The sequence below is a fragment of the Mesorhizobium sp. RCC_202 genome, from assembly GCF_041355295.1.
Classification (GTDB): Bacteria; Pseudomonadota; Alphaproteobacteria; order Rhizobiales; family Rhizobiaceae; genus Mesorhizobium.
Genome location: NZ_JBFUPO010000010.1, coordinates 183876 through 209242, shown reverse-complemented (window position 1 = coordinate 209242; position 25367 = coordinate 183876). Strand labels below are relative to the sequence as shown.

Here is a 25367-nt window from a genome sequence, read left to right as displayed (position 1 = left end):
AATTCCAGGAAAAGTGTGAGCGGTTTTCCGTCCGGAATTGCGTAAAAACAAGGGAAAGAGCGGTTCGCCGTTTCAGCGAAACGGTGAAATGCTCTGGACGTTTTGGTGGAGCTGGACGATGTCGAAAAACCTGGATCGCGGCTTTTGGAATGCGGCGCAAAAGCACCTGATACGCTATGGCGGCAGCTTCGAGCCGGCGATCATCGAGCGCGCCGCAGGATCCTTCGTCTACGATGCCGACGACAGGCCGATCCTCGATTTCACCTCCGGCCAGATGAGCGCGCTGCTTGGACATTCCCATCCCCGCATCGTTTCGACGGTGAGCCGCCAGGTCGGTGAGGTCGCGCATCTGTTCAGCGGCATGCTGTCCCGCCCCGTGGTCGAGCTTGCCGAGCGCCTCGCGGCGCTGGCGCCGGGGCTCGACCGGGTGCTGTTGTTGTCGACAGGCGCGGAGTCCAACGAAGCCGCGATCCGCATGGCGAAGCTGGTGACCGGCAAGCACGAGATCGTCGCCTTTTCGAAGAGCTGGCACGGCATGACCGGGGTCGCTGCCTCGGCGACCTACAGCGCCGGCCGCAAGGGCTATGGACCGGCCGCTGTCGGCTCGCTGGCCATCCCCGCGCCGAACAGTTTTCGGCCGCGTTTCAAGAACGCCGACGGTTCGCTGGATTGGCAGACCGAACTCGACGACGCGTTCGATCTGGTCGACAGCCAGTCGACGGGAAACCTGGCGGCTTTTGTCGCCGAGCCGATCCTATCCAGCGGCGGCATACTGGAACTGCCGCTGGGCTATCTGGCCGCGCTGCAAAAGAAATGCCGTGAGCGCGGCATGCTCCTGATTCTCGACGAGGCGCAGACCGGCATTGGCCGGACCGGACATATGTTCGCCTTCCAGAGGGACGGCGTCACCCCGGATATCCTCACCCTCTCGAAGACCATCGGCGCCGGGCTGCCGCTGTCGGCCGTCATGACCACGGCGGAAATCGAGGAAGAAGCGCATGAGAAGGGCTTCCTGTTTTACACCACGCATGTCTCCGACCCGCTGCCGGCGGCCGTTGGGCTTGCCGTGCTCGATGTCGTGGAAGAAGAAAAGCTGGTCGATCGCGCCCGGCATCTCGGCGCGCGATTGTCCGATGGCCTGTCGCGGCTGAAGCAGCGCTACGGCTGCGTCGGCGACGTGCGCGGTCGCGGGCTTCTGCTCGGCGTCGAGATCGTCAAGGACGGCAAGGTTCCCGATCACCAGCTGGGCGCTGCGATTGCCGCCGAGGCGTTCCGGCGCGGGCTGAGCATGAACATCGTCAAGCTTCCCGGCATGGGCGGTGTCTTCCGCATAGCGCCACCGCTGACCATCTCCGAAGATGAACTGGATCTCGGTTTGCGGATCATTTCCGACTCGATCGAAGCCGGCCTTGCCGCGAACACCGGCGTTCCGGGTATCGCCGCCGAATGAAGGCGATGGCGTCGGCGCGCCAGACGCGCTGGGCGCATGCTTTTTTCAACAACTGGATACTGCCGCTCGCAGTAGGATTGGCTAGTGTGGGGAAAACCCCGCAGCGAGGGATGAGCCGATGTCTGCTGTACGCTACTTTGTCCACGATGTTCAGGAAGCAATTGCTTTTTACCGGGATGTCCTGGAGTTCGAGCTCATTGCGCAATACGGGCCCGCAATGGCCATCGTCAGGCACGGGTCGCTGACATTGTGGCTCGCCGGTCCCCGCTCGTCGGCCTCGCAACCGACGGCCGAGGGGGAGACACCTTCGTCTGGAGGCTGGAACCGGATAGTGCTGATCACCGAGGATCTGAAATCCCGCTTGCCGGCGATCGAAGCTGCCGGTTGCAAGATACGCGTGCCGTTGCGAACTGGCCCCGGCGGCTCGCAACTCGTCATCCAGGATCCTTCCGGCAACTGCATCGAACTCTTCGAGGAAGGCTGAGCCGCGGCGCTCAGACGACGATGGACTGCAGCCGCTCGGCAATGAGCGCGGCGAGACGTGCCGCCACCTCGTCCTTGCCCATCTCAGGCCATTCCTCGACGCCGGCCCTGGAGACGATACGCACCTTGTTGCGGTCGCCGCCCATCACGCCGGACGGCCCGATGCCGCTCTCATGCGAGACATCGTTGGCGACGATGAAGTCGGCGCCCTTCTTCTTCAGCTTTGCCTCGGCATTGCCGATCAAATCCTGCGTCTCGGCGGCGAAACCGACGACGAGACCCGGGCGCCGAGCGTGATGGCCGATGCCGGCGAGGATATCAGGATTCTCGACCATCTTGAGCGAAGGCGGCCCCTCGCCCGCCACCTTTTTGATCTTTTCGCCGGCGGCATCGGCCGTGCGCCAGTCAGCCACCGCGGCGACGAAGACGGCGGCATCCGCCGGCAACAGGCTCTCGACCGCTTCCTTCATCTGCGCGGCGGTTTCGACATGCGTGGCCATCACCCCTACCGGATCAGGAATGGTCACCGGACCGGAAACGAGCCGCACATCCGCGCCGAGTTTCGCAAGTGCGGCCGCGATCGCATGGCCCTGCTTGCCGGACGAACGGTTGGCGATGTAGCGCACGGGGTCGATCGGCTCGTGCGTCGGCCCCGAGGTGATTATGATCCTGCGGCCGGCAAGCGGCTTCGGCCTTTCGTCGAGCATTGCCTCGACCGCAGCGACGATCTCCAGCGGCTCGGCCATGCGACCTTCGCCGGCCTCGTTGCTCTCGGCCATCTCGCCCCTGGCGGGGCCGACAAAGGCAATGCCGTCCTTCTGCAGCGTTGCCCTGTTGCGGCGCGTCGCTGCATGCGCCCACATTTTCGGGTTCATGGCGGGCGCCATCAGCACCTTCTTGTCGGTGGCCAGAAGCACCGTCGAGGCGAGATCGTTGGCATGGCCGTTGGCGAGCTTCGCCATCAAATCGGCGGTGGCCGGCGCGACGACCAGAAGGTCTGCCTCGCGTGATAGCCTGATGTGGCCGACATCGTGCTCGTCCTTGCGGTCGAACAGCTCGGTGAAGACGTGATCCGCCGACAGCGCGCCGACCGACAGCGTGGTGACGAACTCCCGCGCGGCAGCCGTCATCACCACGCGCACCGCCGCACCGCGCTCGCGCAGGCGGCGGATGAGGTCGAGCGCCTTATAGGCGGCGATACCGCCCCCGATGATGAGCAGGATGCGCTTGCCCGCCAGCGAACCACGCGGCGATGGCTTGGCCGAAACGGCGACCGCCGGGGTCACCGGGCGGCTCGTATCGGCCAGCGCGCGCAGCGTCTTCTCGATCTGGTCGATGCGGTCGGCTTGGCCGGCCCGGCCTTCGACCGCTGCCCGGATCATCAGCCGCGCCTGCTCCTCCATCGAGCAGCCATTTTCGGCCGCCAGTTGCCTCAACAGGTCCTTCACGTCATCGTCGAGATTGCGGATGGTGATGCTTGCCATGTGATTGCACTCGTTCGGTCATCGCGAGTGCAATGATAGCAATGCTATCAACCGTCAGCAATCACAAGATTTTCCAGGCGATGTAGATCAGCGTCAGCGCGATCACCCACAGCGCCACGCGACCGGAGCGGGTGTGGCGCGCCTCGGCCTTGCCGATGGCGCGCGCGGTCGCCTCGTCGAAGCGCAGGCCATTTTCGGCCATCAGGTCGATCTCGCGCGACAGCCGGTCGGTGCGAGCGGCAAGATCGGGTGCCTGCCTTGCCAGCGTCAGCAGCGCCTTGGCGCCGTCGCGGGCGTCGGTGAGCAGCCCGCGTGGGCCGAGATTACCAGCGATCCAGTCGCCGACCACCGGTTCTGCCGTCTTCCACATGTTGAAAGCGGGATCGAGCGTACGCGCCACGCCTTCGACCACGACCATGGTCTTTTGTAAGAGGATGAGTTCCGGCCGCGTCGCCATGTCGAACAGCTCGGTGACCTCGAACAGCAAGGTCAAAAGTTTCGCCATCGAGATGGTCTCGGCCGACTGGCCGTGGATCGGCTCGCCGATGGCGCGGATCGCCTGGGCGAAGGCCGAGACATTGTGCTGGCGCGGCACATAGCCGGCCTCGAAATGCACCTCGGCGACGCGTTGATAATCGCGCACGATGAAGCCGTAGAGGATCTCAGCCAGGAAGCGGCGCTCCTTCTTGCCAAGACGCCCGGCAATGCCGAGATCGACCGCGACGATGGTGCCGTTGGCCTCGACGAACAGATTGCCCGGATGCATGTCGGCATGGAAGAAACCGTCGCGCAGCGTGTGCCGCAGGAACGACTGGATCAGGTTGGCGGCGATCGCCTTGAGGTCATGGCCGGCGGTGGCAAGACCGGCGATGTCGTTCATCTTGACGCCGTCGATCCACTCCATGGTGAGCACGTCGCGGCCGGTCCGCTCCCAATCGACCGAAGGCACGCGAAAGCCCGGATCGTCCTTGGTGTTCTCGCCAAGCTCGGACAGCGCCGCCGCCTCGAGCCGCAGATCCATCTCGATCCTGGTGGTCTGCGCCAGCGTCTCCGTCACTTCGACCGGGCGCAGGCGGCGCGACGATGGGATGTATTTCTCCTGCAGGCGCGCGGCGAGGAAATAGCTTTCGAGGTCCTGGAAGAAACGCCGCCGCACGCCGGGTCGGATGACCTTCACCGCCACCTGCGAGGCCGCACCGTCGCGCATAACATCCGCGCTGTGTACCTGCGCGATCGAGGCAGCAGCGACCGGATCGCCGAAGCTCGAATAGAGATCCTTTATCTTGCGCCCGAGCGAACCCTCGATCGCCGCGACCGCCTCCGCCTTCGGGAAGGTGTGCATCTTGTCTTGCAGGAGCGCCAGGTCGAGCGCCATGTCGTTGCCGACGACATCGGGCCGTGTCGCCAGGAACTGGCCGAGCTTGACGTAGGAAGGCCCGAGCCGCACCACCGCTCGCGCCAGCCGGTCGCCGCGCTGATAGCTCAGCGCGCGGCGGCGGGTGAACAGGCGCGCTACGCGCCAGCCGAATTTCGGCATGCCCGAAAGCTCTTCGCCGGGCAATGCGGCGACGACGCCCTCGCGGACCAGCACCCAGCCGGCCCTGGCCAGCCGAAAAGCGGCGGCGACGCTACTCATTGCCGGCCCTGCTCAAAATGCCCCGCTTCAAAGCTTCCAGCCCGAATGCAGCGCCGCGATGCCGCCGGAATAGTTGCGGAAAGTCACCCGGCTGAAGCCGGCGCGGGTGATCATGGCAGCGAAATTCTGCTGGTTGGGGAATTTGCGGATCGATTCGACAAGGTAGGAATAGGGCTCGCCGTCTCCGGTCACCGCTTTGCCGATCTTGGGGATCGCATTGAACGACCACGCCTCATAGGCCTTGTCGAGCAACGGCATGTCGACCTCCGAGAATTCCAGGCAGAGCAATCGCCCGCCGCGCTTCAGCACACGATAGGCCTCGGCAAGTGCCACATCGATGCGTGGCACGTTGCGGATGCCGAAGGCGATCGTATAGGCGTCGAACGTCTCGTCCTCGAACGGCAGTTCTTCGGCATTTGCTTCGACGAAGTCGGTGTTATCGGTCAGGCCCTGTTTTTCGGCGCGATCGCGGCCGACGGCCAGCATCGAACCATTGATGTCGAGCACGGTTGCGTGCGCCTGGCGCTGGCTGGCTTCGACAATGCGGAAAGCGACATCGCCGGTGCCGCCGGCAACATCGAGCACTTTCCAGCCCTGCCGCTTCGGTGGGTTGAGCCAGGCGACCAACGCGTCCTTCCATAACCGATGCAACCCGGCCGACATCAGATCGTTCATGAGGTCGTAGCGATTGGCGACTTTATGGAAGACGTCGTTGACCAGGGGCTGCTTGTCGCCCTCCCCGACCTTCCTGAACCCATAGGAGGTCTCCATGCCGCCAGCGGCCGTGGTTCTTTCAACCGACATTATTTTCATCCGTCATAAAACCGGCGGGACCATAGCCGATCGATGGTGCCGACGCTATTGTCCAGGGCGCGGTTTTAGGCCGCGCCTTCAAGACTGGCCCGGGAAGTGTATTGCGTGTTTTTCCGGTCGGAATCTGTGCCAGAACATCGTACCGGACGGGATGACCGCATGATTTTGAAAGCCGAACTGCACTGCCACATCGAAGGCGCGGCAGCGCCCGAACTCGTCATCGAGCAGGCCCGCAAATATGGCAGGGACCCCTCGCCTTTCATACACGACGGCTCCTTCGTCTGGCATGATTTCACGTCTTTCCTTGCGGCTTACGATTTTTCCGCGGACCTGTTCCGCACCGAGGAGGATTACGCGCGTCTGGCGGATCACTATCTCACCAGCCTGGCCCGCGACGGCGCCATCTATTCCGAGGTCTTCACCTCGCCCGATCACGCCAGGAAGGCCGGCCTCTCGCCCAAGGCCTATACGGATGCGCTGGGTGAAGGCATGCTGCGCGCCAAGGCCAAGACCGGCATCGAAGGCCGCATGATCGTCACCGGCGTGCGCCACGTCGGCGTCGAGTCGATCGAGCAGGCGGCGCGCTTCGCGGCGCGCTGCCGCCATCCCCTGGTGACCGGCTTCGGCGTCGCCGGCGACGAGCGCATCGGCGATTTCGAGGATTATGTGCGTGCCTTCGAGATCGCCCGCGAGGCGGGCCTTGGCATCACCATCCATGCTGGAGAGTTGATGGGCTGGGAAAGTGTCAAAGCAGCGCTCGACCATATCAGGCCGTCGCGCATCGGCCACGGCGTGCGTGCCATCGAAAACCCCGACCTTGTCCGCCGCATCGCCGACGAAGGTGTGGTGCTGGAATGCTGCCCTGGCTCCAACATCGCGCTGAAGGTCTTCGACAGCTTCGCCGACCATCCCTTTCCGGCGCTGCGCGCCGCCGGCTGCAAGGTGACGCTCAACTCCGACGACCCGCCCTATTTCTGGACCTCGCTGAAGCGCGAATACGACAGCGCCGCCGAGCATTTTTCCATGAATGATAAGGCGCTCGCCGGTGTCACCAGGACAGCCCTCGAGGCAGCCTTTGTCGACAGGAAGACCAAGGCGATGCTGCTAGGGCGGCTGGACGCGAAGGTTCGGTGAGTGGTCAGTAGTCAGTGGTCAGCAGCGACTGATTTCGACACGTGCATCACGCGGTCGAGGGCTGGCGCTTTCCTCAGGCAGGGACTCGCAAATCGGCTCACCATTCACTACTCACTACTCACCACCCACTGCGAACCAGTCGGAGCAGATCATGCAGGGCGTCACCGTCGTCGACCACCCCCTTGTCCAGCACAAGCTGACCATCATGCGCAAGAAGGAGACCTCGACGGCCGGCTTCCGGCGGCTGTTGCGCGAGATCTCGCTGCTTCTGGGTTATGAGGTGACCCGCAACCTCGAGCTGACGACGACCATCATCGAGACGCCGATCGAGGAGATGGAAGCGCCGACGCTGGAAGGCAAGAAGCTGGTCTTCGCCTCGGTCTTGCGCGCCGGCAACGGCCTGCTCGAAGGCCTGCTCGACCTGGTGCCGGCGGCGCGCGTCGCCCATATCGGGCTCTACCGCGATCATGAGACACTGGAAGCGGTCGAATACTTCTTCAAGGCGCCGAGCGATCTCGCCGACCGTCTGGTGATCGTCGTCGACCCGATGCTGGCGACCGCCAATTCCGCGATCGCCGCGATCGACAAGTTGAAGGGACGCGGCGCGACCAACATCCGCTTCCTCTGCCTGCTCGCGGCACCCGAGGGCATCGAGCGCTTCACCAAGGCGCATCCGGACGTGCCGGTCTTTACCGCCTCGATCGACCGCCAGTTGAACGAAAAGGGCTACATCATGCCCGGCCTTGGTGACGCCGGCGACCGCATGTACGGCACAAAATAGCGGCCCTCATTTACCAGGCGTTTACGCAAAGACGCGGTCGCGCGCCGCGTTAAAACTGAAAACACCATGTCGGCGTAGAAATTGGCCCTTCACGAAGAGGCGTCCATGCTGCGCAAGCTTCTCATCCTTGGCATCTTCGCCGGAACCTCGGCATCGATTCCGATCGTCTATCAGTCGAATCCGCATCTGTTGGACGGCTTGCTGAAATCGCCTGTCGCGTCCAAGCCGGCAGCGCCTGAGACGCAGCCGCAGGTCAACCTCGCTTCGGTTCCGGACAAACCGGCGGCGCCGATGCCGCTCGGCCGCCAGGTGCTGGTCAATGCAGACGAGCGCGGACACTTCACCTCGCAGTTCAAGCTCAATGGCCGTCAGGTCGACGGCATGATCGACACCGGCGCCACGCTTGTCGCCATCAACATGTCGACCGCGCGCAAGATCGGCATTTCGCTCAACCCGTCGGATTTCAACCGCCAGGTCAACACCGCCAACGGCGCCATCAAGGCTGCCGTGGTGACACTGGATCATCTGCAGATCGGCAAGATTTCGGTCGACAACATCCAGGCAATGGTGCTCGACGACAGGGCCTTGCAGGTCAACCTGATCGGCATGAGCTTCCTGCAGCGGCTGCAGAAATACCAGGTCCAGGACGGCGCGCTGCTGCTCGTGCAGTGACCCAGCCTTATCGAGGCAATATCCGCCTGAGCACGGTTTTCTCGGCGTGTGGCTTCGACGCACCGATCGTATAGGCGGCGCGCACGGCGGCAGCAGCCGCCTCAGCATCCGCGTCGCTGCGGCCATGCACCAGCGCCAGCGGCTCGCCCGCCCGCACCTCGGCGCCGACCGGCAGCAATCTAGTCAGGCCGACGGCATGGTCTATTCTGTCGTCCGGGCGCCTGCGACCGCCGCCGAGCGTGACGACGGCAAGGCCGATGTCGCGCGTCGCGACACCGGTGACGAACCCGTCCCCGGCCGCTTTTACCGCCAGCTCCACCGACGCCTTCGGCAGATATTTGTCCGCCTTCTCTACGAAATCGGCGGGACCGCCCAGCGCCGTCACCATGCGCGCGAAGATGGAAGCCGCGCGGCCCCCCGCAAGCGTCTCGGCGGCGCGCCGCAATCCGTCCTGGTTGGACGAGACGACCCCGGCCGACTGCAGCATCTCGGCAGCCAGCGCCAGCGTCACCTCTTCCAGCCGGCGGTCGCGGTAGCGGCCGGTAAGGAAATCGACGGCATTCTTCACCTCGACCCCGTTGCCAGCGGCCGATGCCAACGGCTCGTTCATGCCCGTCACCAGCGCCGAGGCTTTCAGGCCGGCGCCATTGGCGACCTCGACCAGGCTGTTCGCCAGGGCGACCGCATCGCGCGATTTTTCCATGAAAGCGCCATTGCCGACCTTGACGTCGAGCACCAGCGAGCCGAGCCCGGCGGCAAGCTTCTTCGACAGGATCGAGGCGGTGATCAGCGGTATCGACTCGACCGTCCCCGTCACGTCGCGGATCGCATAGAGCCTTCGATCCGCGGGGGCGAGATCGGCGGTCTGGCCGATGATGGCGAAGCCGGTTTCCAGAACCGTCTTGCGCAGACGCGCCACATCGGGCTGGCTGATGTAACCCGGTATGGCATCCATCTTGTCGAGCGTGCCGCCGGTGTGACCGAGGCCGCGGCCGGAGATCATCGGCACATAAGCGCCGCAGGCGGCGACGATCGGCGCCAGCATCAGCGAGACATTGTCGCCGACGCCGCCCGTCGAGTGCTTGTCGGTGACCGGACCCGGCAAATGCGACCAGTCGAGCACATCGCCGGAATCGCGCATCGCGATCGTCAGCGCCACCGCTTCCTCGCGGCTCATGCCGTTGAGAAACACAGCCATGGCAAAGGCCCCAACCTGGCCTTCCGAGATGGCGCCGGTCGTCAGCCCCTCGATGAACGCCGCGATCTCCGGCGCCGAGAGCTTGTGGCCGTCGCGCTTGCGGCGGATGATCTCTTGCGGAAGCATCAGTCGGGCAAGCCATCCTCGAAGACACGCCGCAGGATCGTCGCCAGCCGCGCGCCGCCGACCGGCGCCATGTCCTTGGTTTCCTGGTGCGAGAGCTCGGCCCCCGTCATCCCGGCCGCGAGGTTGGTGATGACCGAGCAGGCCGCGACCTTGAGGCCGAGGAAGCGGGCGAGGATGACCTCCGGCACCGTCGACATGCCGACAGCCGTGGCGCCCATGATACGCGCCATGCGGATCTCGGCCGCCGTCTCGAAGCAGGGTCCGGAAAACCACATATAGACACCCTGATGCAGCGCGGTGCCGGTGGCCTTGGCCGCCTTCTCGATCGCGCCCCGCAGGCCGGCATCGTAGGCCTCGGTGAGACCGACGAAGCGGCGGTCGCTCGGCTCGCCGATCAGCGGGTTGGAGCCCGAGAAATTGATATGGTCGCTGATCAGCATCACCGAGCCAGGTCCCATGTCGGGATCGACCGAACCGGCGGCGTTGGTGAGGATGAGATGCGAGATGCCGATGCCGGCCAGCACCTCGAGCGCCGGACGCATGGCGGCGGCATTGCCATGTTCATAGTAATGCGCGCGGCCCGACAGCATCAGCACCGGCGTGCCGGCAAAGTGCCCGGCGACGACCTCGCCGGCATGGCCGGAAACCCCGCTGCGCGGAAAGCCTGGCAATTCGGCATAGGAAATGCGCCTGGCGTCCTTGACCTGGTCGACCAGTCCGCCAAGGCCGGAGCCCAGCACGAGCGCCGCGGTCGGCGCCAGCCCGTCGAGCTTCTCGACCAGATGATCCAGCGCTTCCTTCATTTCAGGATATCGCCCCTGAAGCCGTAAGGCAGCATGTCGCCCATGGTGACGGTCTCGGCCACGCCGGTGTTATCGCACAGATAGAGCTTGGTCTCCGGCCGGCAGAATTCCGCCAGCCGCTGGCGGCAGCCGCCGCAGGGCGAGCATTTGGCCATGCGTTCGGCGATCACCGCTATCTCGACGATTCTGCCGCCGCCGCCCATGATGTAATGGCCGAGCGCGGTGGTTTCGGCGCACCAGCCCTCAGGATAGGACGCCACCTCGATATTGGCGCCGGTGAACACGCGCCCGTCCTCGGTGCGAAGTGCTGCACCCACCGGAAATTTCGAATAGGGCGCGTAGGCTTTGGCCATCGCCGCCTGCGCCGCCTCGAACAGATCATGCGACATTCGTCTTTTCTCTCCCACGATCTTGTTCAAATGCCGGTTGCAGCTGAAACGGAAAGCCCGATCCTAGCGTTCCTTGACGTAAGGCACGCCGCCGGCGCGCGGCGGGATCGCCTTGCCGATGAAGCCTGCAAGCAGGATCACGGTGAGCACATAAGGCAGCGCCTGCATGAGCTGTACCGACACCTTGCCGACAATAGGCAGCGGTGTGCCTTGCAGGCGGATCGACAGCGCGTCGAGAAAGCCGAACAGCAGGCAGGCGAACATGGCATTGACCGGCTTCCATTTGGCAAAGATCAGCGCCGCCAGCGCGATATAGCCCTTGCCGGCGGTCATGTCCTTCACGAAGCCGCCATTCTGCACCATCGACAGATAGGCACCGGCAATGCCGGTGAGCACGCCGGTGCAGATCAGTGCCCGGTAGCGAAGCCAGGCGACGGAGATGCCCGCGGTGTCGACGGCGGCCGGGTTCTCGCCGACGGCGCGCAGGCGTAGCCCAAAGCGGGTGCGAAACAGCACCCACCAGGTGAACGGCACCATCACGAAAGCGAGGTAGACCAGGATCGAGTGCCCGGACAGAAGTTCGGCATAGATCGGTCCGATGATCGGCACGCCGCGGATGGCCTCGGCGCCCGGCCAGGTGATGGCCTCGAAGCGTTCGCCGGGTTGCAGCGCCGGCGTACGCCCGCCCTGCTGGAACCAGGCCTGGCCGAGGATGATGGTCGAGCCGGCGGCGACGAAATTGATCGCCACGCCCGAGACGATCTGGTTGCCGCGATGCGTGATCGAGGCAAAGCCGTGCACCAGCGCAAAGGCCACCGACATTATGATCGCCATGCCCAGGCCGAGAAGGGCTGAATGGAAGACCGAGGCGGCGGCGGCGCCGGCAAAGGCGCCGACCAGCATCTTGCCTTCCAGCCCGATGTCGAAAACGCCTGCGCGTTCCGAATAGAGACCGGCCAGACAGGCAAGCAGCAGCGGTACCGAGAGGCGGATGGTCGAGTCCAGGGTTTGGACGATCATGTTGAACGCGTCCATCTCAGGCACCCTTCCCCTTGACCGCTTCCATGCCGACCGATCGCGGACTGAACGAGGCGAACAGCGCCTGCACATAGGGCCGGAACATGTGCTCCAGCGCACCGGCAAACAGGATGACCAGGCCCTGGATGATGACGATCATGTCGCGGGAAATCGCCGGCATTTCGAAAGCGAGTTCGGCGCCGCCCTGGTACAGCATGCCGAACAGGATCGCCGCCAGCACGATGCCGACCGGATGCAGCCGGCCCATCAGCGCCACGGCGATGCCGACGAAGCCGGCGCCGGAGACGAAGTCGATCGCGACATTGTGCTGGTCGCCCATCACCGGGTTGAGCGCCATCATGCCGGCCAGCGCGCCTGAGATCATCATGGCGGTGAGCACGATGCGCGTCTCCGAAATGCCGGCATAGCGCGCCGCCTTCGGGCTGTGGCCATAGGTGCGCATCTCGTAGCCGAGCTTTGTGCGCCAGATCAGCAGCCAGACCAGGAAGGCCATGACCAGCGCCAGCAGGAAGCAGACATTGAGCGGCGCCGAGCGGATCTTGGCGCCGAACAGTTCAATGATCCAGTTGAGCTTCGGCAATTCGGCGCCGGCGAGGAAGTTGCGGGTCTGCGGCGCCTGCGAGGCCGCCGGCTTCAACGGGCCGACCAGCAAATAGACCATGATCGAGGCGGCGATGAAATTGAACATGATGGTGGTGATGACGATGTGCGAACCGCGCTTGGCCTGCAGATAGGCGGGGATCAGCGCCCACAACGCCCCCACGAGCGCCGCGGCGACGATCGCCAGCGGAAATGTCAGCCACCACGGCAGCACACTGTCGAAGGAAAGGCAGACGATGGCGATGCCGAGGCCGGCGATATAGGCCTGGCCCTCGGTGCCGATGTTGAAGAGGCCACAATGCGCCGCAACCGCCACTGACAGACCAGTGAAGATGAAGGTGGTGGCATAGAAGAGGGTGAAGGCGATGCCGGTTCCCTTGCCGAAGGCGCCCTCGACCAGGATGACGGCGGCGCGGAACGGATTTTCACCGACCAGAAGCACGACGAAGCCGGCGACGATGAAGGCCACCGACAAATTGATCAGCGGGATCAGCCCATAATCGGCCCAGGCCGGCAGCTTGGCGTAAGGCGTGCTCATTGGGCAGCCTCCTGCTGCTCGACGCCCGCCATCAACAGGCCGAGCTCGCCCTCGGTCGCCTCGGGCCCGCGCTCGCCGACGATGCGGCCGGCAAACATCACCAGGATGCGGTCGGAGAGCGAGCGGATCTCGTCGAGTTCGACAGACACCACCAGCACCGCCTTGCCTTGGTCGCGCATGGCGATCAGCCGCTTGTGGATGAACTCGATGGCGCCGACATCGACGCCGCGTGTCGGCTGGCCGACAATGAGGACACCTGGGTCTTGTTCCATTTCGCGCGCCAGCACGATCTTCTGCTGGTTGCCTCCGGAGAAATTCGCCGTCTTCAGCCGCGGATTGCCCGGTCTTATGTCGTATTTCTCGATCTTGTCCTTGGCATCGGCCATGATGACGTCGATGTTGAGGAACGGCCCTTTCAGATAGCGTGGGTCGTCATGGTAGCCGAGGATCGAATTCTCGTTCTCCTCGAAGGCCAGCACCAGTCCGACATGATGGCGATCCTCCGGCACGTGAGCCAGCCCGCGGTCGCGCAACTCGCCGGGATCGGCGGCGCCGGTCAGGTCGATCGGCTTGCCGTCGAGCATGACCGAGCCCGAAACGGCGCGCCTGATGCCGGAAATCGCCTCGAGCAATTCGGACTGGCCGTTGCCGGCCACACCGGCAATGCCGACAATCTCGCCGGCGCGGATATCGAACGAGATGTCGTCGACCATGGTGACGCCGCGAGAATCCTTCACCGTCAGGTTCTTGACCGCGAGCTTGACGGCGCCGGCTTCCGCTTCGCCTTTTTCGACCCGCAGCAGCACGCGCCGCCCGACCATCAGTTCGGCCAATTCCTCGACGGTGGTCTTGGCTGTCTCGCGCGTCGCCACCATCGTGCCCTGGCGCATGACCGAAACATTGTCGGTGATGGCCATGATCTCGCGCAGCTTGTGGGTGATCAGCACCACCGTTTTCCCCTGCTCCTTCAATTGCTTGAGGATGCGAAACAGATGGTCGGCCTCGGCTGGGGTGAGCACGCCTGTCGGCTCGTCGAGGATCAGGATTTCGGCGCCGCGATAAAGCGCCTTGAGGATTTCGACACGCTGCTGCAGTCCAACCGGCAATTCCTCGATGATGGCGTCGGGATCGACTTCCAATCCGTATTCGCGTTCCAGGCGTTCGAGTTCGGAACGCGCCTTGGCGATGCTGCGCTTCAGCAGCGCATCGCTCTCGGCGCCGAGGATGATGTTTTCCAGCACCGTGAAATTGTCGACCAGCATGAAATGCTGGTGCACCATGCCGATGCCGAGCGCGATGGCGTCATTGGACGTTTTGATCGATGCCGGCTCGCCGCCGACGCGAATTTCGCCGCTGTCGGCCTGGTAGAAGCCGTAAAGAATCGACATCAGCGTCGACTTGCCAGCACCGTTCTCGCCGACAATGCCGTGGATGGTGCCGCGCGTGACTTCGAGATTGATGTCGCGGTTGGCGCGCACGGCGCCAAAGCTCTTATTGATGCCTATGAGCTCGATTGCGGCTTGCGCCATGCAGCCTGTCCCACTCTTTATTTTTTTATCGCTTGGTCAAAATGCCTAGCATGATGCCCCGCGCCTGCCAATCGGCCTTTCACTCTCGACAAATCCGCGCACTCTTGTCAATTTCGAACGTGGCCGGGAGCTTCACATTCGCTAATATGACGGTCTCGAAATTCGCATCATGGCGCTGGAGTGAGCACCGCAATGAACACGCCCGCCGACCGGTTGACGACGCTGGAAATCCGCGCCGCCGAGCAGGAAAAGACCATCGAGGAGCTGTCCGGCCAGATCGCCGAGCAGTGGAAGGTGATCGAGCGCATGGAGCGCAGGCTTACCGCCCTGACCGACCGGTTCCTGCAGTTGGAAGAGCAGACCGCGTCCGACGTGCCTATAACCAAGCCGCCACATTGGTAAGGGAGCATGGGAGAAGACGGCCATGTCCAATGACAGCGACCGTGTCGCCAGGGCCGGCGACTATGTCTTTGGCCTGATGAACGATAGGGATCGCGCCCGCGCCGAGCGCGACCTCAAGATCGATCCGGCCTTTCGTGACACCGTGCTGAAGCTCGCCGAGCGCTTGCGCGCCCTCGATCCCGCCGGTTCCTCCACCGAAGGACAGAACGCCCGCTGGAAGCTGGTCTCGCAACGCCTTGCCGAATTGCCGCAAATGCACGCCCGGCTCGCCGGCCTTGCCGAGACAGAACCGCCACCTGTTGTGATCCACCGACTGCAACGCAAGCCCTACGGCGTTGGCCTGCACGCTCTGGGCGGACGGTTGGGATTTGCTATTGCGCTGGCTCTGCTGGCCGCCTTTGCGCTCGGCTACATCGCCGGCACCTTATAAGCAGCAGCGGGTTTCCGTCCGCAATTGCGTCAAGGCAGGGATCGCGCCATCAGAAGCATCGGCTCGCCATCCTGCTCGAAGGGTTCGACGGCAATCCAGCCGAGCGCCTCATAGAAGCGGCGTGCCTGCCAGGTGTAGAGATAGAGCTTACCGACGCCAACCGATGCGGCATGCGCCTCGACGGCTGCGACCAACGCCTTGCCGACGCCTTGGCCCCGGCATGCTTCGTCGACAATCAGCCCGGCCAGCCAGGGTGTAAGATCATGCGCCGGATCGATCTCGTCGCACCAGCAGGCAGCTGCCGATCGGCCGGCCCCGATCGCGGGCAACCAGGGCCGCCTCGAACCCGTCGCCGGCAAGCAGGCCGCGCAGGCCGGCCATATCGTCATCGAGCGTTCGGCCCGTGCCGTCAAAGAAAGCCGCAAGCCGAAGCCGTGCGATGGCCTCGACGTCGCCTTCCGCCATGGTTTCGATCGTCAGCGGCATCGTCGTCTCCAAAACGAAACCGCCGGGCTTTCGCCCGGCGGTTCACAAATCCTGCTCGAGCCGATCAGTACGGACAGGCGTTATCGGTGGTGTAGTCGTGCACCTGGATCTTGCCGGAGATGATATCGGCCTTGGCCTTTTCGACAGCCGCCTTCATCTCATCGGTGACCAGAGCCTTGTTGTTGTCGTCCATGGCATAGTCGACGCCAGCTTCCTTGAGGCCGAGATTCTCGAGGCCGCCCTTGAAGGTGCCGTTCTTGCCGTCCATGAAGGTGTTGTAGACGGCGACGTCGACGCGCTTCATCATCGAGGTCAGCACCTTGCCGGGCTGCAGGCCGTTCTGGTTGGAATCGACGCCGATGCCGAGCTTGCCGGCATCCGCCGCAGCCTGCAGCACGCCGACGCCGGTGCCGCCAGCGGCCGCGTAGACCACGTCAGCGCCTTGGTCGATCTGCGTCTTGGCGATCTCGCCGCCCTTGGCCGGGTCGTTCCAGGCGGCCGGCGTATCGCCGGTCATGTTCTGGATGACGTCGGTGGCCCCTGCTGCCTTGGCGCCGCCGACATAGCCGCATTCGAACTTGCGGATCAGCGGGATGTCCATGCCGCCGATGAAGCCGACCTTCTTCGATTTCGACGCCATCGCCGCCAGCATGCCGACGAGGTAGGAGCCTTCGTTCTCCTTGAACACCAGCGAGCGGACATTGGGCAGGTCGACGGCATCGTCGATGATGGCGAAGTTGAGGTCGGGATATTCGGCCGCGACCTTCTTCAGCGCATCTTCCCAGGCAAAGCCGGCCATGACGATCGGGTTGCGGCCGTCCTCGGCGAAGCGGCGCAGCGCCTGCTCGCGCTGCGAGGCGTTGGAGACTTCGAATTCGACGTAAGCGACGCCGGTTTCGGTCTTGAACTTCTCGGCGCCGTGATAGGCGGCCTCGTTGAAGGATTTGTCGAACTTGCCGCCCAGATCGTAAAGGATGGCCGGCTGCACATCCGCGGCGAAAGCCGGAAGAACCATTGCGGTTGCGGCCAGAAGGCCCAGAACGATACGTTTCATGTGATCCACACCCTGTCGGTTATTTTTCCGTTATGCGCCGCCTGCCGGCCCGGTTCTCCGGCGGGCTTGCGACGTCAGGCAGGAAGTGTTTGCCCCTCCCGCTCAAGGTCAATCTGGCACGGCCCGAAACAAAATTCACGTGGAATTTTGACCTGTTGGAAAAAGCGTTACCGGCAGGCCCGGTCGGTTGTTTGCATTGCCTTCAGGGGCTTGGCGCGAATTCCGCGTTGCGGCGCTTGCGCCGATAGCCAATGGCGTAAAGCAGGAAGGCCAGCACCGCAAACACCGCGAAACCCGGCTGGGCGAGCACCCAGGCGACGATGCCATCCCAGACCATCGGGCTTGCCTTGGCGCGCACCAGGGTTTCGAAAGCCGCGCGTGTGTCGGGCGAGACGGCGAGCCAGCTTGCATTGAGCGGCGTCATGATCAGCGTCGATGCCGCGACCGACCGTGTCGTGTCGATCACCGCCATGATGACGGCAATCGACAGCGCAACCATCGCCGCCAGCCGAAAGATGAAACGCAACATCGAACGCTCTCCCCGCAAGCTTCCGTCGACCCGCAACCGACATAAAGCCTGTGCAATCGCCGCGCAATCGCGATGGTTAGATAGAGCAATTCCAGGAAAAGTGTGACGCGGTGTTCCGTCAGGAATTGCGTGAAAGGAAATCTAGCGTGCCGGCTTGCGCCGGTTGACCCGCCAGATGGCGAAAATGCCGCCGGCGATGGCGCCCACGATCAGGCCTGCAAGGCCGATGAAAGCCGCGAAAAATCCGCAGGCGCCCTCGAAGCAGCTCATCTGCGTGGCGTCGGCGATGAGCGAGCCGGCAAAGAAGCCGGCGCAGGCGCCGATGGCGCCGCCAAGGATGATGCCGAGCAGCCCGGCCAGAACAGACACCAACAGCGGCGGCCGTTGGCTCTCGGGGTTCGAGTAGACAGTCTTGGCGCCGGCATCTGGCCGCAAAAGATAGATGCAGAGCAGGCCGATGGCGATTTCGGCGACGCTGAAACCAAGCGCTTCGGCCGAAAAGCCAAAGCCGGACGCCAGCAGCAGATAGGCCTGGCGCACCACGAGCCAGATGATGACGACGACCTGCCAGATCGTATAGTGGCGCGGGAAACGCGCCGACCGGTTGAAGGCAAGGCCGAGCAGGTACAGACCCCAAAGGATGGTGACGACGCCGCCGGAGAGCCCGCTATAAATAAGGAACAGCACGTTTTCCGGCAGGCTGAAGTCGCCGATCAGCCGCCAGTTGGCGATCAGGCCGTAGGCCGACAGCCCCATGACGATGATGAGCCACCCCACCGGGACAAGGGAAAGCCCGCCATCCGGCTGGCCCACGGGTCGTTGGTCGATCGATGTCATGTCAGGACGATGCCCCTCGCAAAGCCCCAAGCAATTCCACCGAAACGCTCGGCAGTTTCTGTCTGGAATTGCGTGAAAACAAACGTTTAGCCCAGTCGACAGCCGGCCGATGTGGAAGTCAAGCGCGTCCGAATGGGCCGGCCGATCTGTGCACATCATTCGACATAGGCAGGGCGCCACGAAGGCCGACGCGCCGACCATTCGCGGCAAAAGCCCTTGCAATACCATTATGGCTTGGCATTCGCTTTCGGATCGACTAGATGAGCCCCGCGCCTGCTTGCCTAGACGGCTAGCGGTGCTGGGAAGGGTTGCCCACCGGTTGAAGGCACCCCGGCAGGCCGTTCAAGGCTTTCCCACGGGAGCATCTCCCCAACCCGCGCGGCAAAACCAGCCGGCGCGAGATGCAAAAAGACGGAGAGGTGGCCGAGTGGTTGAAGGCGCACGCCTGGAAAGTGTGTTTACGGGAGACCGTAACGCGGGTTCGAATCCCGCTCTCTCCGCCATTTATTCAACAAAATCAATAGGTTAACCGATTTTCCGGGGCTTCGGCCCACGATCCCGCCAACATGGGATTATTTTCCGAATTCAATGCTCTCCACGTAGCGAGTCCTTGACCGATGGCGACTCCTTCCGGAGCGGCGAATAGGCCGGCGCCGCCTGCCAACAAAAAGCCGCCGGGCGAGGCCCGGCGGCGTTCTTACACCATCTGGTCGGTTGGTCCGGCCTTAAGGGGCTGTTGTCGATGCCGCGGCAGCGGCAGCGGCGTCGATCTTGCCCGCCAGCGTATCCTTGGCCCAGGCAGTGACCTGGGCATCGACCGGCTTGTTGGCCATGCCCGCAAGGGCCGCGTCCAAGGACGCATCGGTGGGAGGCGGTGTATTGGCAGCCGCGGTCTGGGCGGCTGTCAGCGCCGCGTTGGCGGCATCAAGCGCCGCCTGCGCATCAGTGAGCTGCTGCGGGGTCGGGGCGGTACTCGGATCAGCCGCGGCCGCATTCAGCGCGTCGAGCTTTGCCTGGGCGTCGGCCACGGCCTGACTAGCGGCGTCAACCGCTGCCTGCGCGTTCTGGGCAGCCGCGGCTTGCGTCACATAGGCCTGGACGCCGGCGAACTTCTTGCTCTTGGAATTCATGTAGGCGTGGAAGTTGCGCTGCAGCGAATTCAGCCGGCCTAGCTTGGCGTGAATGTTCTTTTCCTTGGGAGTCGCGGCCGTCGTGGTGTCGTCGGTTGCCGTGTCATCGGTCGAGTCGGCGTTGGACGCGCCGACATCGGCGCTCTTGGTGTGTCCCGGAGCCGAACCAGACTTGCCGTGCGAGGCACCGCCGGTGCCATTGCCATTGCCGCCGGCATCGCCACCACCATTGCCGTTGCCGCCACCATTGCCACTATTGCCACCGCCATTTCCGTGGCCACCGCCATTGCCGCCGGCGCCGGCAAGCGCGGGGGCGGTCGCCAGCGCGAGAATCGCTAGGGATGCCATAAGTGCGTTTCGCAATGTCATTGAGCTTCTCCGCAGATGAATCGTTGCATGCCCCCAACCGCTAGGCAGGCCACTATGAGGATTTCCTAACGGCATCGGATAAACTTTAGACAGTTGCGGTTGCAAAACGAGAGCGGGAGAGGCGACTCCACGCAGTTTCCGCAAAGAAGCCGGTTAAGCCGTTGAAACTCCACAGGAATGCAAAGGGCTTAGCAGTTTTGGGCCGTTTGGAACAAAGAGGGCCCTGTCGTGCTGGACCATGGTCCCAAGACAATCGCAGCCGTTGCGCGACAGCTGAGCGGTTGGGGTGCGCGAGCCGCCTCGAAGACGCAACGCGTCAGCGACTTTGCCCTCGAATGTGAACCCAAGATTTAGCCGCAGGCGGCAATCTCTCAAGGACGCGGCTACCTGCGTGACCGAGGCGATCAAGGGAGCGTTGCATCCGAAGGTTCGCACGCCGCGCCAGTCGCGATGGGCCTACCGCCATCCGAGCGAGGACCTATGCCGCGCCAAAACCGCGGGCTAGACATCGACGCGCCGCCATCCGCTACTTGGCTACCAACAAGAGGCCGTCATTGCCTGTCTATCCGTCGCTGATCCGCCACCTGAAAGCGCCTGAACGGTTTGGCGCGATCGACCGCGTGCCGGCACTTGGCAGGCCGGCTGGCGGGCGCACCTTCGAAGTCTTCAATCCGTCTACCGGGGAGCTGCTGGCGGAACTGCCCGACATGGACGTCGAGGAAACGCGCGCGGCTATCGACAAAGCCTATGCCGCTCAGGTCGGATGGGCGGCGCTGACCGCCCGGGAGCGCAGCGAAATGCTGTGGCAGTGGCATCAGCTGATAATCACCCACACCGACGACCTGGCTGCAATTCTGACTGCGGAGATGGGCAAGCCGATCGCCGAAGCCAAATCGGAGGTCTCGCATGCGGCCGCGTATCTGCAATGGTACGCCGAGGAGGCCAACCGTATCTACGGCGAGACGATCTCGGCACCCTCGACGGACCGCCGCCTGCTGGTGATCAAGCAACCCATCGGCGTCGTCGGCACTATCACACCATGGAATTTTCCCGCATCGATGGTGGCGCGCAAGATCTCCCCGGCGCTCGCCGCGGGTTGCGCAATTGTGCTGAAGCCCGCCGAGCAGACGCCGCTTGTTGCCGGCGCCATGTTCGCGCTTGCCGCCGAGGCCGGTTTTCCCGACGGTGTCGTGAACCTCATCTACGCCTCGGAGGGCGCAGCGGTTGGGCATGAGCTCTGCCACAATCCTAAAGTGCGCAAGATCAGCTTTACCGGATCCACCGAGGTCGGACGCCTGCTCATGCGTCAGTGTTCGGACCAGATCAAGAAGGTCAGCCTGGAGTTGGGAGGCAACGCGCCTTTCATCGTCTTCAATGACGCCGACATCGATGCAGCCGTGGATGGCGCCATTCAGGCGAAGTTCCGCAATGCCGGTCAAACCTGCGTTTCGGCAAACCGTCTCTACGTCCAATCGGACGTTCATGATGAATTCGTGAGCAAATTCGTCGAACGCGTTCGCCAGTTGCAGGTCGGCGACGGTTTCGATCCAGCTGTCGCTATCGGGCCGCTCATCGACAGGGCAGCTCTGGCCAAGATCGAAGCCCATATCGCCGATGCCACACAGAAGGGTGGAGCGATCCGGTGCGGAGGCGGCCGGATCGGAAAGGACGGCACCTTTTTCGAGCCGACGGTCCTTACCGAAATTTCCAGCGATATGGCGTTGGCACAGGAAGAGACATTCGGACCATTGGCTCCGATCATCCGTTTCGAGGATGCTGACCAGGTCGTGCGTGAGGCCAACGATACGATCTACGGCCTCGCCGCCTATTTCTATGCTTCGAACCTGAAACGCGTCTGGCGCGTCGCCGAGGCCCTGGAGTACGGCATGGTTGGCATCAATACGGGCCGCATGTCCTCGGAAGCGGCGCCTTTCGGCGGCGTGAAGCAGTCCGGCATCGGGCGGGAGGGTTCTCGCCACGGCCTCGAGGATTACCTGGAGATGAAATATCTTTGCATGGGCGGCATCTGAATCCGTTTCAGCGCGACGCGCTTTAGCCACCGACCAGCGGCACGGTCACCGAGGTCGTGTAGGTGATCGGATAATCGCTGAAATAGGGAAAGCCGATGACGAAAGCATAGCTGGCGTTGACATGCGCCATACGAAAGCCGCCGCTTGCCGGGTCGGTTGCTATGGTGACATTCACATTTTGCAGGCCCAGCGCCCGAAGCTTCTGCGTTGCGATCGCCTGAATGTCGGACTGGGTCAGCGTGTTGTTGAGCTGCAGCGAGCGCGCAGACGCCTCCAGCGCGTAGCGCACGCTGGAGGCGGCGTTCATCGACCAGCCGAAGGCGAAGATCCCGAATAGAAGCATAATCAGGAAAGGCGCGATCAGAGCGAACTCAATGGCGCTTCCGCCCGACACGTTGCCGGCAAATGTCCGAAGCCCAAATGCGTAAAGCTTCTGTCGGCATTCCGGCGCACTTGCGGACGGAAGCCCATGACGAAGACGGCGAGCCCACCCACTGCGAGCTTTTCCTTTAGCGGACACGGACCACCTGCAGATGACCGAGAGCGGTGTTGTCCGGATAGGGTCCGAATGTCACGGGCGGGATCCAGGTGGCGGACGCCTGGATTTGGACATAGACAGATGGCGCTTTCGGCCCGCTGCATAACGTCGAAGCATCGACTATAGCGGTTCCACATTGGTAGGTGCGGCTGATAGCGACTTGTGCGTCGGAAGGCTTGTTTTCCCAGCTCGCCAGTGCGGCAGCTTGGATCGCTGCATCATCAGCGGATCCAGCCATTACGAGGTTGGCCGCCGTCTTCACGCCGGCGCGCATCGACAGCGAACTCGTGACATAGGACCAGCCGTCCAAGATACCGAGCAACGTCGCGCACAAGACAGGCAAGACCAGCGCGAACTCCACAGCGGCGATGCCTGCTTCATCGCCAATGGCCAGGATCAGTCGACGGGCCACGAGTCTCACTCGACGACCGCAACCGACTGGGCGGCGGGGATATCCTTCATCCCGAGACTCGAGCAGTCCTGGTTAATGGTCGAATTGCCCGACCATTGGATGGTGTCGGCAACGACTTGCGTGCAGCCATTCACACCTGAGAAATTGCCGAGATAATTGACCTGTTGTCGGGGAAAATAGATAGCGCCGGTCAAAAGCGAGTCCGCGGTGCCGTTGAAGGTACTCTGCGCTGCGGTACCCGTCCTATCGCCGTAGAACAGCACTCCGGAATAGGTGCCCGAGGTCGGCGCGCTCAGCGTCACAGTGGCATTGCCGTTCATACTTACGGTGTTGCTGCCTGCCATGAAGATGGTCACGCCGCTGCCGGAGACGACAGCATTGGCGTTGACCTTCATGCCGCCCTGCACGACATAGACGCCGGGCTGCAGCGTGACGTTGCCGTTGAGGCTCATGCCGCTGCAGTAGGTGCCGGGCTGGAGTGTCTGCGACGTCTTGTTGCCGTTAACGCTTTTGCATGGGTTGCCGGCCGCGGGCGGCGGCAGGCTGGCAAACGGATCGGCGGCCGGCAGCGCCTGGGTGATCGGAGACTTGCAGACCGTGGTCACCGGATTGTTCAGCACGACGCCGCCCGCGGAGATCAGGCAGTCGGCCTGGAGACCCGCCGATCCCTGCACCTTGAGGGCGTCGTTGGCGATCGAGTTCGCCATGACGACGCAGCCGTTGAGCTTGACGCTGGTGCTGCCGGAGAAGAGCATCGCCTGCGAGGCCGAGGGATTGAGAGCCAGGTCGCAGGCCTTGGAGGCGTCGGTGATCAGCGCCACCGCCCTCGCCTGCTCCGGCACCTTTGTCTGCGTGAAGATGGAGGTGAACATCCGGTCTAGGCTCTGGTTCAGGATGACCTCCACCGCTTTCTTGGCCGTGTTGGGCCCCGAGGTGGGCGGGGTGTTGACGACAATTGCGCCGGCGCCCAGCCCGTTCGAAGCAGCCGATGATGTGGCTGCCGCGGTGATCGCCGCCGTGTCGGATCCCTGAACCTTTTCCAGCGCGCCGGCGTAGGCGGCCGCGTCCGCCGTGGACTGCAGCTTCAGGCTGGAATAGTACCAATAGGAGGTCTCAACGCCGAGCCCGGCGCCCCCGACAACGACCGGCAGGGTAAGGGCGAAGATGGTGGCGACATTGCCGCAGACGCCTTCGCGAAAGCGTCCGGTGACGCCTTGAGAGAAAAGATGTTTGAAGAACCGACCTGAAATGGCCATGGCCGAGCGCACCCAAGGTATCCCAGGCTTGACGTCATCATTGCCGTATGAACGAACGCCTAATTATTTCGCTCGACTTGCGCCGGTAGGACCACAGCTTGCCACTGCCCCCATCTTGCGCCGCGAGGACTAAGACTTAAGGCCTGATAATCTTCGGACTTAAGACGTAGCCAGCGGGAAAGCTTGATATCTGCCACCTGTTGCATCTTATGGTTTTGCAAATCGCTCGGCGAACCGAAGCTTCAGCGCGGGAGGGCGGGTTCAACGCGAAAGTCCGTGCTCGACGAGGCGAAACCGGTAACGATCGCGAAGAGATTCATTGAAGAAGCGGCCCTTTGACGGCGCTGCCTTGAACGCGGCATACGTTTCAGGCTCCACATCCTCATAGTCATAGCGGTCGCCGCTTGGGACGAACCAGACCGACAAGGTCCTGCTCGAAGGATCGTAATGCATGTTGCGGATGGCAGTGGAGGGCATGTCCGGCATCCTGCTTCGTCCACGTAATTCCCTCGCGACTGCCAGGTTCCGTCACCGGGAGTGTACTTGAGGAAACGGCCGGGCCCCCTATCTGACATCGTATGCCATCAGCCAAACCCAGACGTGCACCGCCGGGCCAGCAGGATGATCTTTTCGGCGTTTCGAGTGCCGTCCCGGAGGGATTCCGTTATCAGCCCGACCTTATCAGCCGAAGCGAAGAGCAAGACCTTGCCGGTCACATCCAAAGCCTGACCTTCAAGCCGTTCGACTTCCATGGCCACCTGGCCAACAGGCAGGTCGTCGGCTTCGGCCTGCGCTACGACTATGAGCGCCGCCAGGTTGTGGAAGCGCCGCCGGTACCCGACTTCCTGCTGTCGCTTCGCGACAAGGTCGCGGGCTTTGCAGGCAGGCCTGCCGCCGAATTCGCACAGGTCCTGATCAACGAATATCGGCCCGGCGCCGGCATAGGCTGGCATCGCGACAAGCCGCATTTCGAACTCGTCGCGGGGGTCTCGCTCTTGGCACCTTGCAGTTTCCGGCTGCGCCGTAAGAACGGCACGACTTGGCAGCGTGAGACGATCGAGGTCGAGCCGAGATCGGTCTACCTCATGGCCGGTCCGGCAAGGCACGATTGGGAACACAGCATCCCGCCGGTCGCGGACCACCGCTACTCCGTCACGTTCAGAACGCTGCGCGCCAGCTGAGCGGTTGGGCGCTGCGATGGGAACCATCGCCCGAGCGAG

General features: G+C 63.4%; 28 protein-coding genes and 1 tRNA gene. 10 read left to right on the top strand and 19 right to left on the bottom strand.

Translation table 11 applies throughout. The features are described 5' to 3' along the window. The first annotated feature begins 118 nt into the window (after positions 1-118). Together AB6802_RS23065 and AB6802_RS23060 are read left to right on the top strand one after the other, a co-directional pair. Positions 119-1450 (top strand): aspartate aminotransferase family protein, encoded by a 1332-nt coding sequence (locus AB6802_RS23065; protein ID WP_371012485.1) that lies wholly within the window; start codon positions 119-121, stop codon positions 1448-1450. Between the two features lie 118 nt (positions 1451-1568). Continuing rightward, positions 1569-1934, top strand: a complete 366-nt coding sequence (locus AB6802_RS23060; protein WP_371012484.1) for a VOC family protein — start codon at positions 1569-1571, stop codon at positions 1932-1934. Between the two features lie 10 nt (positions 1935-1944). Here the strand turns inward: AB6802_RS23060 and coaBC are convergent, their stop codons facing one another. The 3 genes from coaBC to ubiE all read right to left on the bottom strand — a co-directional run bounded on the left by coaBC (position 1945) and on the right by ubiE (position 5857). Next, positions 1945-3417, bottom strand: a complete 1473-nt coding sequence (coaBC, locus tag AB6802_RS23055; protein WP_371012483.1) for a bifunctional phosphopantothenoylcysteine decarboxylase/phosphopantothenate--cysteine ligase CoaBC — start codon at positions 3415-3417, stop codon at positions 1945-1947. A 61-nt stretch (positions 3418-3478) separates the two neighbouring features. Next, entirely contained in the window at positions 3479-5053 is a 1575-nt protein-coding gene (gene ubiB / locus AB6802_RS23050) for a 2-polyprenylphenol 6-hydroxylase (RefSeq protein ID WP_371012482.1), read from the bottom strand. A 27-nt stretch (positions 5054-5080) separates the two neighbouring features. Continuing rightward, complete coding sequence (gene ubiE / locus AB6802_RS23045) at positions 5081-5857, bottom strand: bifunctional demethylmenaquinone methyltransferase/2-methoxy-6-polyprenyl-1,4-benzoquinol methylase UbiE (RefSeq protein ID WP_371012481.1); 777 nt, start codon at positions 5855-5857, stop codon at positions 5081-5083. Positions 5858-6025: 168 nt separating this feature from the next. On the opposite strand from ubiE, the gene AB6802_RS23040 reads away from it, so the two are divergent. The 3 genes from AB6802_RS23040 (at position 6026) to AB6802_RS23030 (ending at position 8453) form a co-directional block, all read left to right on the top strand. Further along, positions 6026-7000: an adenosine deaminase gene (locus AB6802_RS23040; RefSeq protein WP_371012480.1), complete on the top strand. Its 975-nt coding sequence runs from the start codon at positions 6026-6028 to the stop codon at positions 6998-7000. Positions 7001-7151: 151 nt separating this feature from the next. After that, positions 7152-7781, top strand: coding sequence for a uracil phosphoribosyltransferase (upp, locus tag AB6802_RS23035; RefSeq protein ID WP_371012479.1), 630 nt, complete (start codon positions 7152-7154; stop codon positions 7779-7781). A gap of 105 nt (positions 7782-7886) precedes the next feature. Further along, on the top strand, positions 7887-8453 hold the full coding sequence (locus tag AB6802_RS23030) for a TIGR02281 family clan AA aspartic protease (protein ID WP_371012478.1): 567 nt from the start codon (positions 7887-7889) through the stop codon (positions 8451-8453). Between the two features lie 7 nt (positions 8454-8460). On the opposite strand, the gene deoA is transcribed toward AB6802_RS23030, so the two are convergent. From deoA to AB6802_RS23000, 6 genes are all read right to left on the bottom strand, one after another. Next, positions 8461-9777, bottom strand: a complete 1317-nt coding sequence (deoA, locus tag AB6802_RS23025) for a thymidine phosphorylase (RefSeq protein ID WP_371012477.1) — start codon at positions 9775-9777, stop codon at positions 8461-8463. Then, positions 9777-10580: a purine-nucleoside phosphorylase gene (locus AB6802_RS23020; protein ID WP_371012476.1), complete on the bottom strand. Its 804-nt coding sequence runs from the start codon at positions 10578-10580 to the stop codon at positions 9777-9779. Before AB6802_RS23020 ends, deoA begins: the two co-directional genes overlap by 1 nt. After that, the gene (gene cdd / locus AB6802_RS23015; RefSeq protein ID WP_371012475.1) at positions 10577-10969 is read right to left on the bottom strand and encodes a cytidine deaminase; all 393 of its coding nucleotides are present in this window, start codon (positions 10967-10969) and stop codon (positions 10577-10579) included. Before cdd ends, AB6802_RS23020 begins: the two co-directional genes overlap by 4 nt. A 63-nt stretch (positions 10970-11032) precedes the next feature. Further along, positions 11033-12004, bottom strand: a complete 972-nt coding sequence (locus tag AB6802_RS23010; RefSeq protein WP_371012474.1) for an ABC transporter permease — start codon at positions 12002-12004, stop codon at positions 11033-11035. Position 12005: 1 nt separating this feature from the next. After that, a complete protein-coding gene (locus tag AB6802_RS23005) occupies positions 12006-13145 on the bottom strand; it encodes an ABC transporter permease (protein ID WP_371012473.1) in 1140 nt (379 codons plus the stop codon). Beyond that, a complete protein-coding gene (locus AB6802_RS23000) occupies positions 13142-14674 on the bottom strand; it encodes an ABC transporter ATP-binding protein (protein WP_371012472.1) in 1533 nt (510 codons plus the stop codon). Before AB6802_RS23000 ends, AB6802_RS23005 begins: the two co-directional genes overlap by 4 nt. Before the next feature lie 192 nt (positions 14675-14866). On the opposite strand from AB6802_RS23000, the gene AB6802_RS22995 reads away from it, so the two are divergent. Both AB6802_RS22995 and AB6802_RS22990 read left to right on the top strand, forming a co-directional pair. After that, positions 14867-15076 (top strand): SlyX family protein, encoded by a 210-nt coding sequence (locus tag AB6802_RS22995; protein WP_371012471.1) that lies wholly within the window; start codon positions 14867-14869, stop codon positions 15074-15076. Between the two features lie 22 nt (positions 15077-15098). Continuing rightward, positions 15099-15506 (top strand): hypothetical protein, encoded by a 408-nt coding sequence (locus tag AB6802_RS22990; protein ID WP_371012470.1) that lies wholly within the window; start codon positions 15099-15101, stop codon positions 15504-15506. 29 nt (positions 15507-15535) lie between these two features. Here AB6802_RS22990 and AB6802_RS22985 read toward each other — a convergent pair whose 3' ends face one another. From AB6802_RS22985 to AB6802_RS22965, 5 genes are all read right to left on the bottom strand, one after another. Continuing rightward, positions 15536-15835 carry a GNAT family N-acetyltransferase gene (locus AB6802_RS22985; RefSeq protein ID WP_371012469.1) on the bottom strand — a complete coding sequence of 100 codons (300 nt, stop codon included), beginning with the start codon at positions 15833-15835 and terminating at the stop codon, positions 15536-15538. Further along, a complete protein-coding gene (locus tag AB6802_RS22980; RefSeq protein ID WP_371012468.1) occupies positions 15768-15992 on the bottom strand; it encodes a hypothetical protein in 225 nt (74 codons plus the stop codon). Before AB6802_RS22980 ends, AB6802_RS22985 begins: the two co-directional genes overlap by 68 nt. Before the next feature lie 64 nt (positions 15993-16056). Then, positions 16057-17046, bottom strand: a complete 990-nt coding sequence (locus AB6802_RS22975; RefSeq protein WP_371012467.1) for a BMP family protein — start codon at positions 17044-17046, stop codon at positions 16057-16059. 202 nt (positions 17047-17248) lie between these two features. After that, entirely contained in the window at positions 17249-17575 is a 327-nt protein-coding gene (locus AB6802_RS22970; protein ID WP_371012466.1) for a hypothetical protein, read from the bottom strand. Positions 17576-17716: 141 nt separating this feature from the next. Then, on the bottom strand, positions 17717-18412 hold the full coding sequence (locus tag AB6802_RS22965; RefSeq protein ID WP_371012465.1) for a hypothetical protein: 696 nt from the start codon (positions 18410-18412) through the stop codon (positions 17717-17719). 413 nt (positions 18413-18825) lie between these two features. Here AB6802_RS22965 and AB6802_RS22960 point away from each other — a divergent pair. Beyond that, positions 18826-18915: transfer RNA gene (locus AB6802_RS22960), tRNA-Ser, on the top strand. 222 nt (positions 18916-19137) lie between these two features. Here the strand turns inward: AB6802_RS22960 and AB6802_RS22955 are convergent. Continuing rightward, entirely contained in the window at positions 19138-19890 is a 753-nt protein-coding gene (locus AB6802_RS22955; protein ID WP_371012464.1) for a hypothetical protein, read from the bottom strand. 593 nt (positions 19891-20483) lie between these two features. Here AB6802_RS22955 and AB6802_RS22950 point away from each other — a divergent pair. Beyond that, complete coding sequence (locus tag AB6802_RS22950) at positions 20484-21941, top strand: NAD-dependent succinate-semialdehyde dehydrogenase (protein ID WP_371012558.1); 1458 nt, start codon at positions 20484-20486, stop codon at positions 21939-21941. Positions 21942-21963: 22 nt separating this feature from the next. On the opposite strand, the gene AB6802_RS22945 is transcribed toward AB6802_RS22950, so the two are convergent. The 4 genes from AB6802_RS22945 to AB6802_RS22930 form a co-directional block, all read right to left on the bottom strand. Then, the gene (locus AB6802_RS22945; protein ID WP_371012463.1) at positions 21964-22335 is read right to left on the bottom strand and encodes a TadE/TadG family type IV pilus assembly protein; all 372 of its coding nucleotides are present in this window, start codon (positions 22333-22335) and stop codon (positions 21964-21966) included. Positions 22336-22450: 115 nt separating this feature from the next. Continuing rightward, positions 22451-22891, bottom strand: coding sequence for a TadE/TadG family type IV pilus assembly protein (locus AB6802_RS22940; protein ID WP_371012462.1), 441 nt, complete (start codon positions 22889-22891; stop codon positions 22451-22453). 5 nt (positions 22892-22896) lie between these two features. Then, positions 22897-24147, bottom strand: a complete 1251-nt coding sequence (locus tag AB6802_RS22935; protein ID WP_371012461.1) for a pilus assembly protein TadG-related protein — start codon at positions 24145-24147, stop codon at positions 22897-22899. A 261-nt stretch (positions 24148-24408) separates the two neighbouring features. Continuing rightward, entirely contained in the window at positions 24409-24624 is a 216-nt protein-coding gene (locus AB6802_RS22930; RefSeq protein WP_371012460.1) for a KTSC domain-containing protein, read from the bottom strand. A gap of 101 nt (positions 24625-24725) precedes the next feature. Here AB6802_RS22930 and AB6802_RS22925 point away from each other — a divergent pair, with 101 nt between their 5' ends. Next, complete coding sequence (locus AB6802_RS22925) at positions 24726-25328, top strand: alpha-ketoglutarate-dependent dioxygenase AlkB (RefSeq protein ID WP_371012459.1); 603 nt, start codon at positions 24726-24728, stop codon at positions 25326-25328. The last annotated feature ends 39 nt before the right edge of the window (positions 25329-25367 follow it).

Bases quoted from the DNA above. Each gene is read 5' to 3' on its own strand.
- cdd (WP_371012475.1), bottom strand. From the start codon at position 10,969: ATGTCGCATGATCTGTTCGAGGCGGCGCAGGCGGCGATGGCCAAAGCC.
- AB6802_RS22930 (WP_371012460.1), bottom strand. From the start codon at position 24,624: ATGCCCTCCACTGCCATCCGCAACATGCATTACGATCCTTCGAGCAGG.
- coaBC (WP_371012483.1), bottom strand. From the start codon at position 3,417: ATGGCAAGCATCACCATCCGCAATCTCGACGATGACGTGAAGGACCTG.
- AB6802_RS22935 (WP_371012461.1), bottom strand. From the start codon at position 24,147: ATGGCCATTTCAGGTCGGTTCTTCAAACATCTTTTCTCTCAAGGCGTC.
- AB6802_RS22965 (WP_371012465.1), bottom strand. From the start codon at position 18,412: ATGACATCGATCGACCAACGACCCGTGGGCCAGCCGGATGGCGGGCTT.
- ubiB (WP_371012482.1), bottom strand. From the start codon at position 5,053: ATGAGTAGCGTCGCCGCCGCTTTTCGGCTGGCCAGGGCCGGCTGGGTG.
- AB6802_RS22955 (WP_371012464.1), bottom strand. From the start codon at position 19,890: ATGGCATCCCTAGCGATTCTCGCGCTGGCGACCGCCCCCGCGCTTGCC.
- AB6802_RS23040 (WP_371012480.1), top strand. From the start codon at position 6,026: ATGATTTTGAAAGCCGAACTGCACTGCCACATCGAAGGCGCGGCAGCG.
- AB6802_RS23005 (WP_371012473.1), bottom strand. From the start codon at position 13,145: ATGAGCACGCCTTACGCCAAGCTGCCGGCCTGGGCCGATTATGGGCTG.
- AB6802_RS23010 (WP_371012474.1), bottom strand. From the start codon at position 12,004: ATGGACGCGTTCAACATGATCGTCCAAACCCTGGACTCGACCATCCGC.
- AB6802_RS23000 (WP_371012472.1), bottom strand. From the start codon at position 14,674: ATGGCGCAAGCCGCAATCGAGCTCATAGGCATCAATAAGAGCTTTGGC.
- AB6802_RS22970 (WP_371012466.1), bottom strand. From the start codon at position 17,575: ATGTTGCGTTTCATCTTTCGGCTGGCGGCGATGGTTGCGCTGTCGATT.
- deoA (WP_371012477.1), bottom strand. From the start codon at position 9,777: ATGCTTCCGCAAGAGATCATCCGCCGCAAGCGCGACGGCCACAAGCTC.
- AB6802_RS23060 (WP_371012484.1), top strand. From the start codon at position 1,569: ATGTCTGCTGTACGCTACTTTGTCCACGATGTTCAGGAAGCAATTGCT.
- AB6802_RS22925 (WP_371012459.1), top strand. From the start codon at position 24,726: ATGCCATCAGCCAAACCCAGACGTGCACCGCCGGGCCAGCAGGATGAT.
- AB6802_RS23065 (WP_371012485.1), top strand. From the start codon at position 119: ATGTCGAAAAACCTGGATCGCGGCTTTTGGAATGCGGCGCAAAAGCAC.
- AB6802_RS22980 (WP_371012468.1), bottom strand. From the start codon at position 15,992: ATGCCGCTGACGATCGAAACCATGGCGGAAGGCGACGTCGAGGCCATC.
- AB6802_RS22990 (WP_371012470.1), top strand. From the start codon at position 15,099: ATGTCCAATGACAGCGACCGTGTCGCCAGGGCCGGCGACTATGTCTTT.
- upp (WP_371012479.1), top strand. From the start codon at position 7,152: ATGCAGGGCGTCACCGTCGTCGACCACCCCCTTGTCCAGCACAAGCTG.
- AB6802_RS22995 (WP_371012471.1), top strand. From the start codon at position 14,867: ATGAACACGCCCGCCGACCGGTTGACGACGCTGGAAATCCGCGCCGCC.
- AB6802_RS23030 (WP_371012478.1), top strand. From the start codon at position 7,887: ATGCTGCGCAAGCTTCTCATCCTTGGCATCTTCGCCGGAACCTCGGCA.
- AB6802_RS22975 (WP_371012467.1), bottom strand. From the start codon at position 17,046: ATGAAACGTATCGTTCTGGGCCTTCTGGCCGCAACCGCAATGGTTCTT.
- AB6802_RS23020 (WP_371012476.1), bottom strand. From the start codon at position 10,580: ATGAAGGAAGCGCTGGATCATCTGGTCGAGAAGCTCGACGGGCTGGCG.
- ubiE (WP_371012481.1), bottom strand. From the start codon at position 5,857: ATGTCGGTTGAAAGAACCACGGCCGCTGGCGGCATGGAGACCTCCTAT.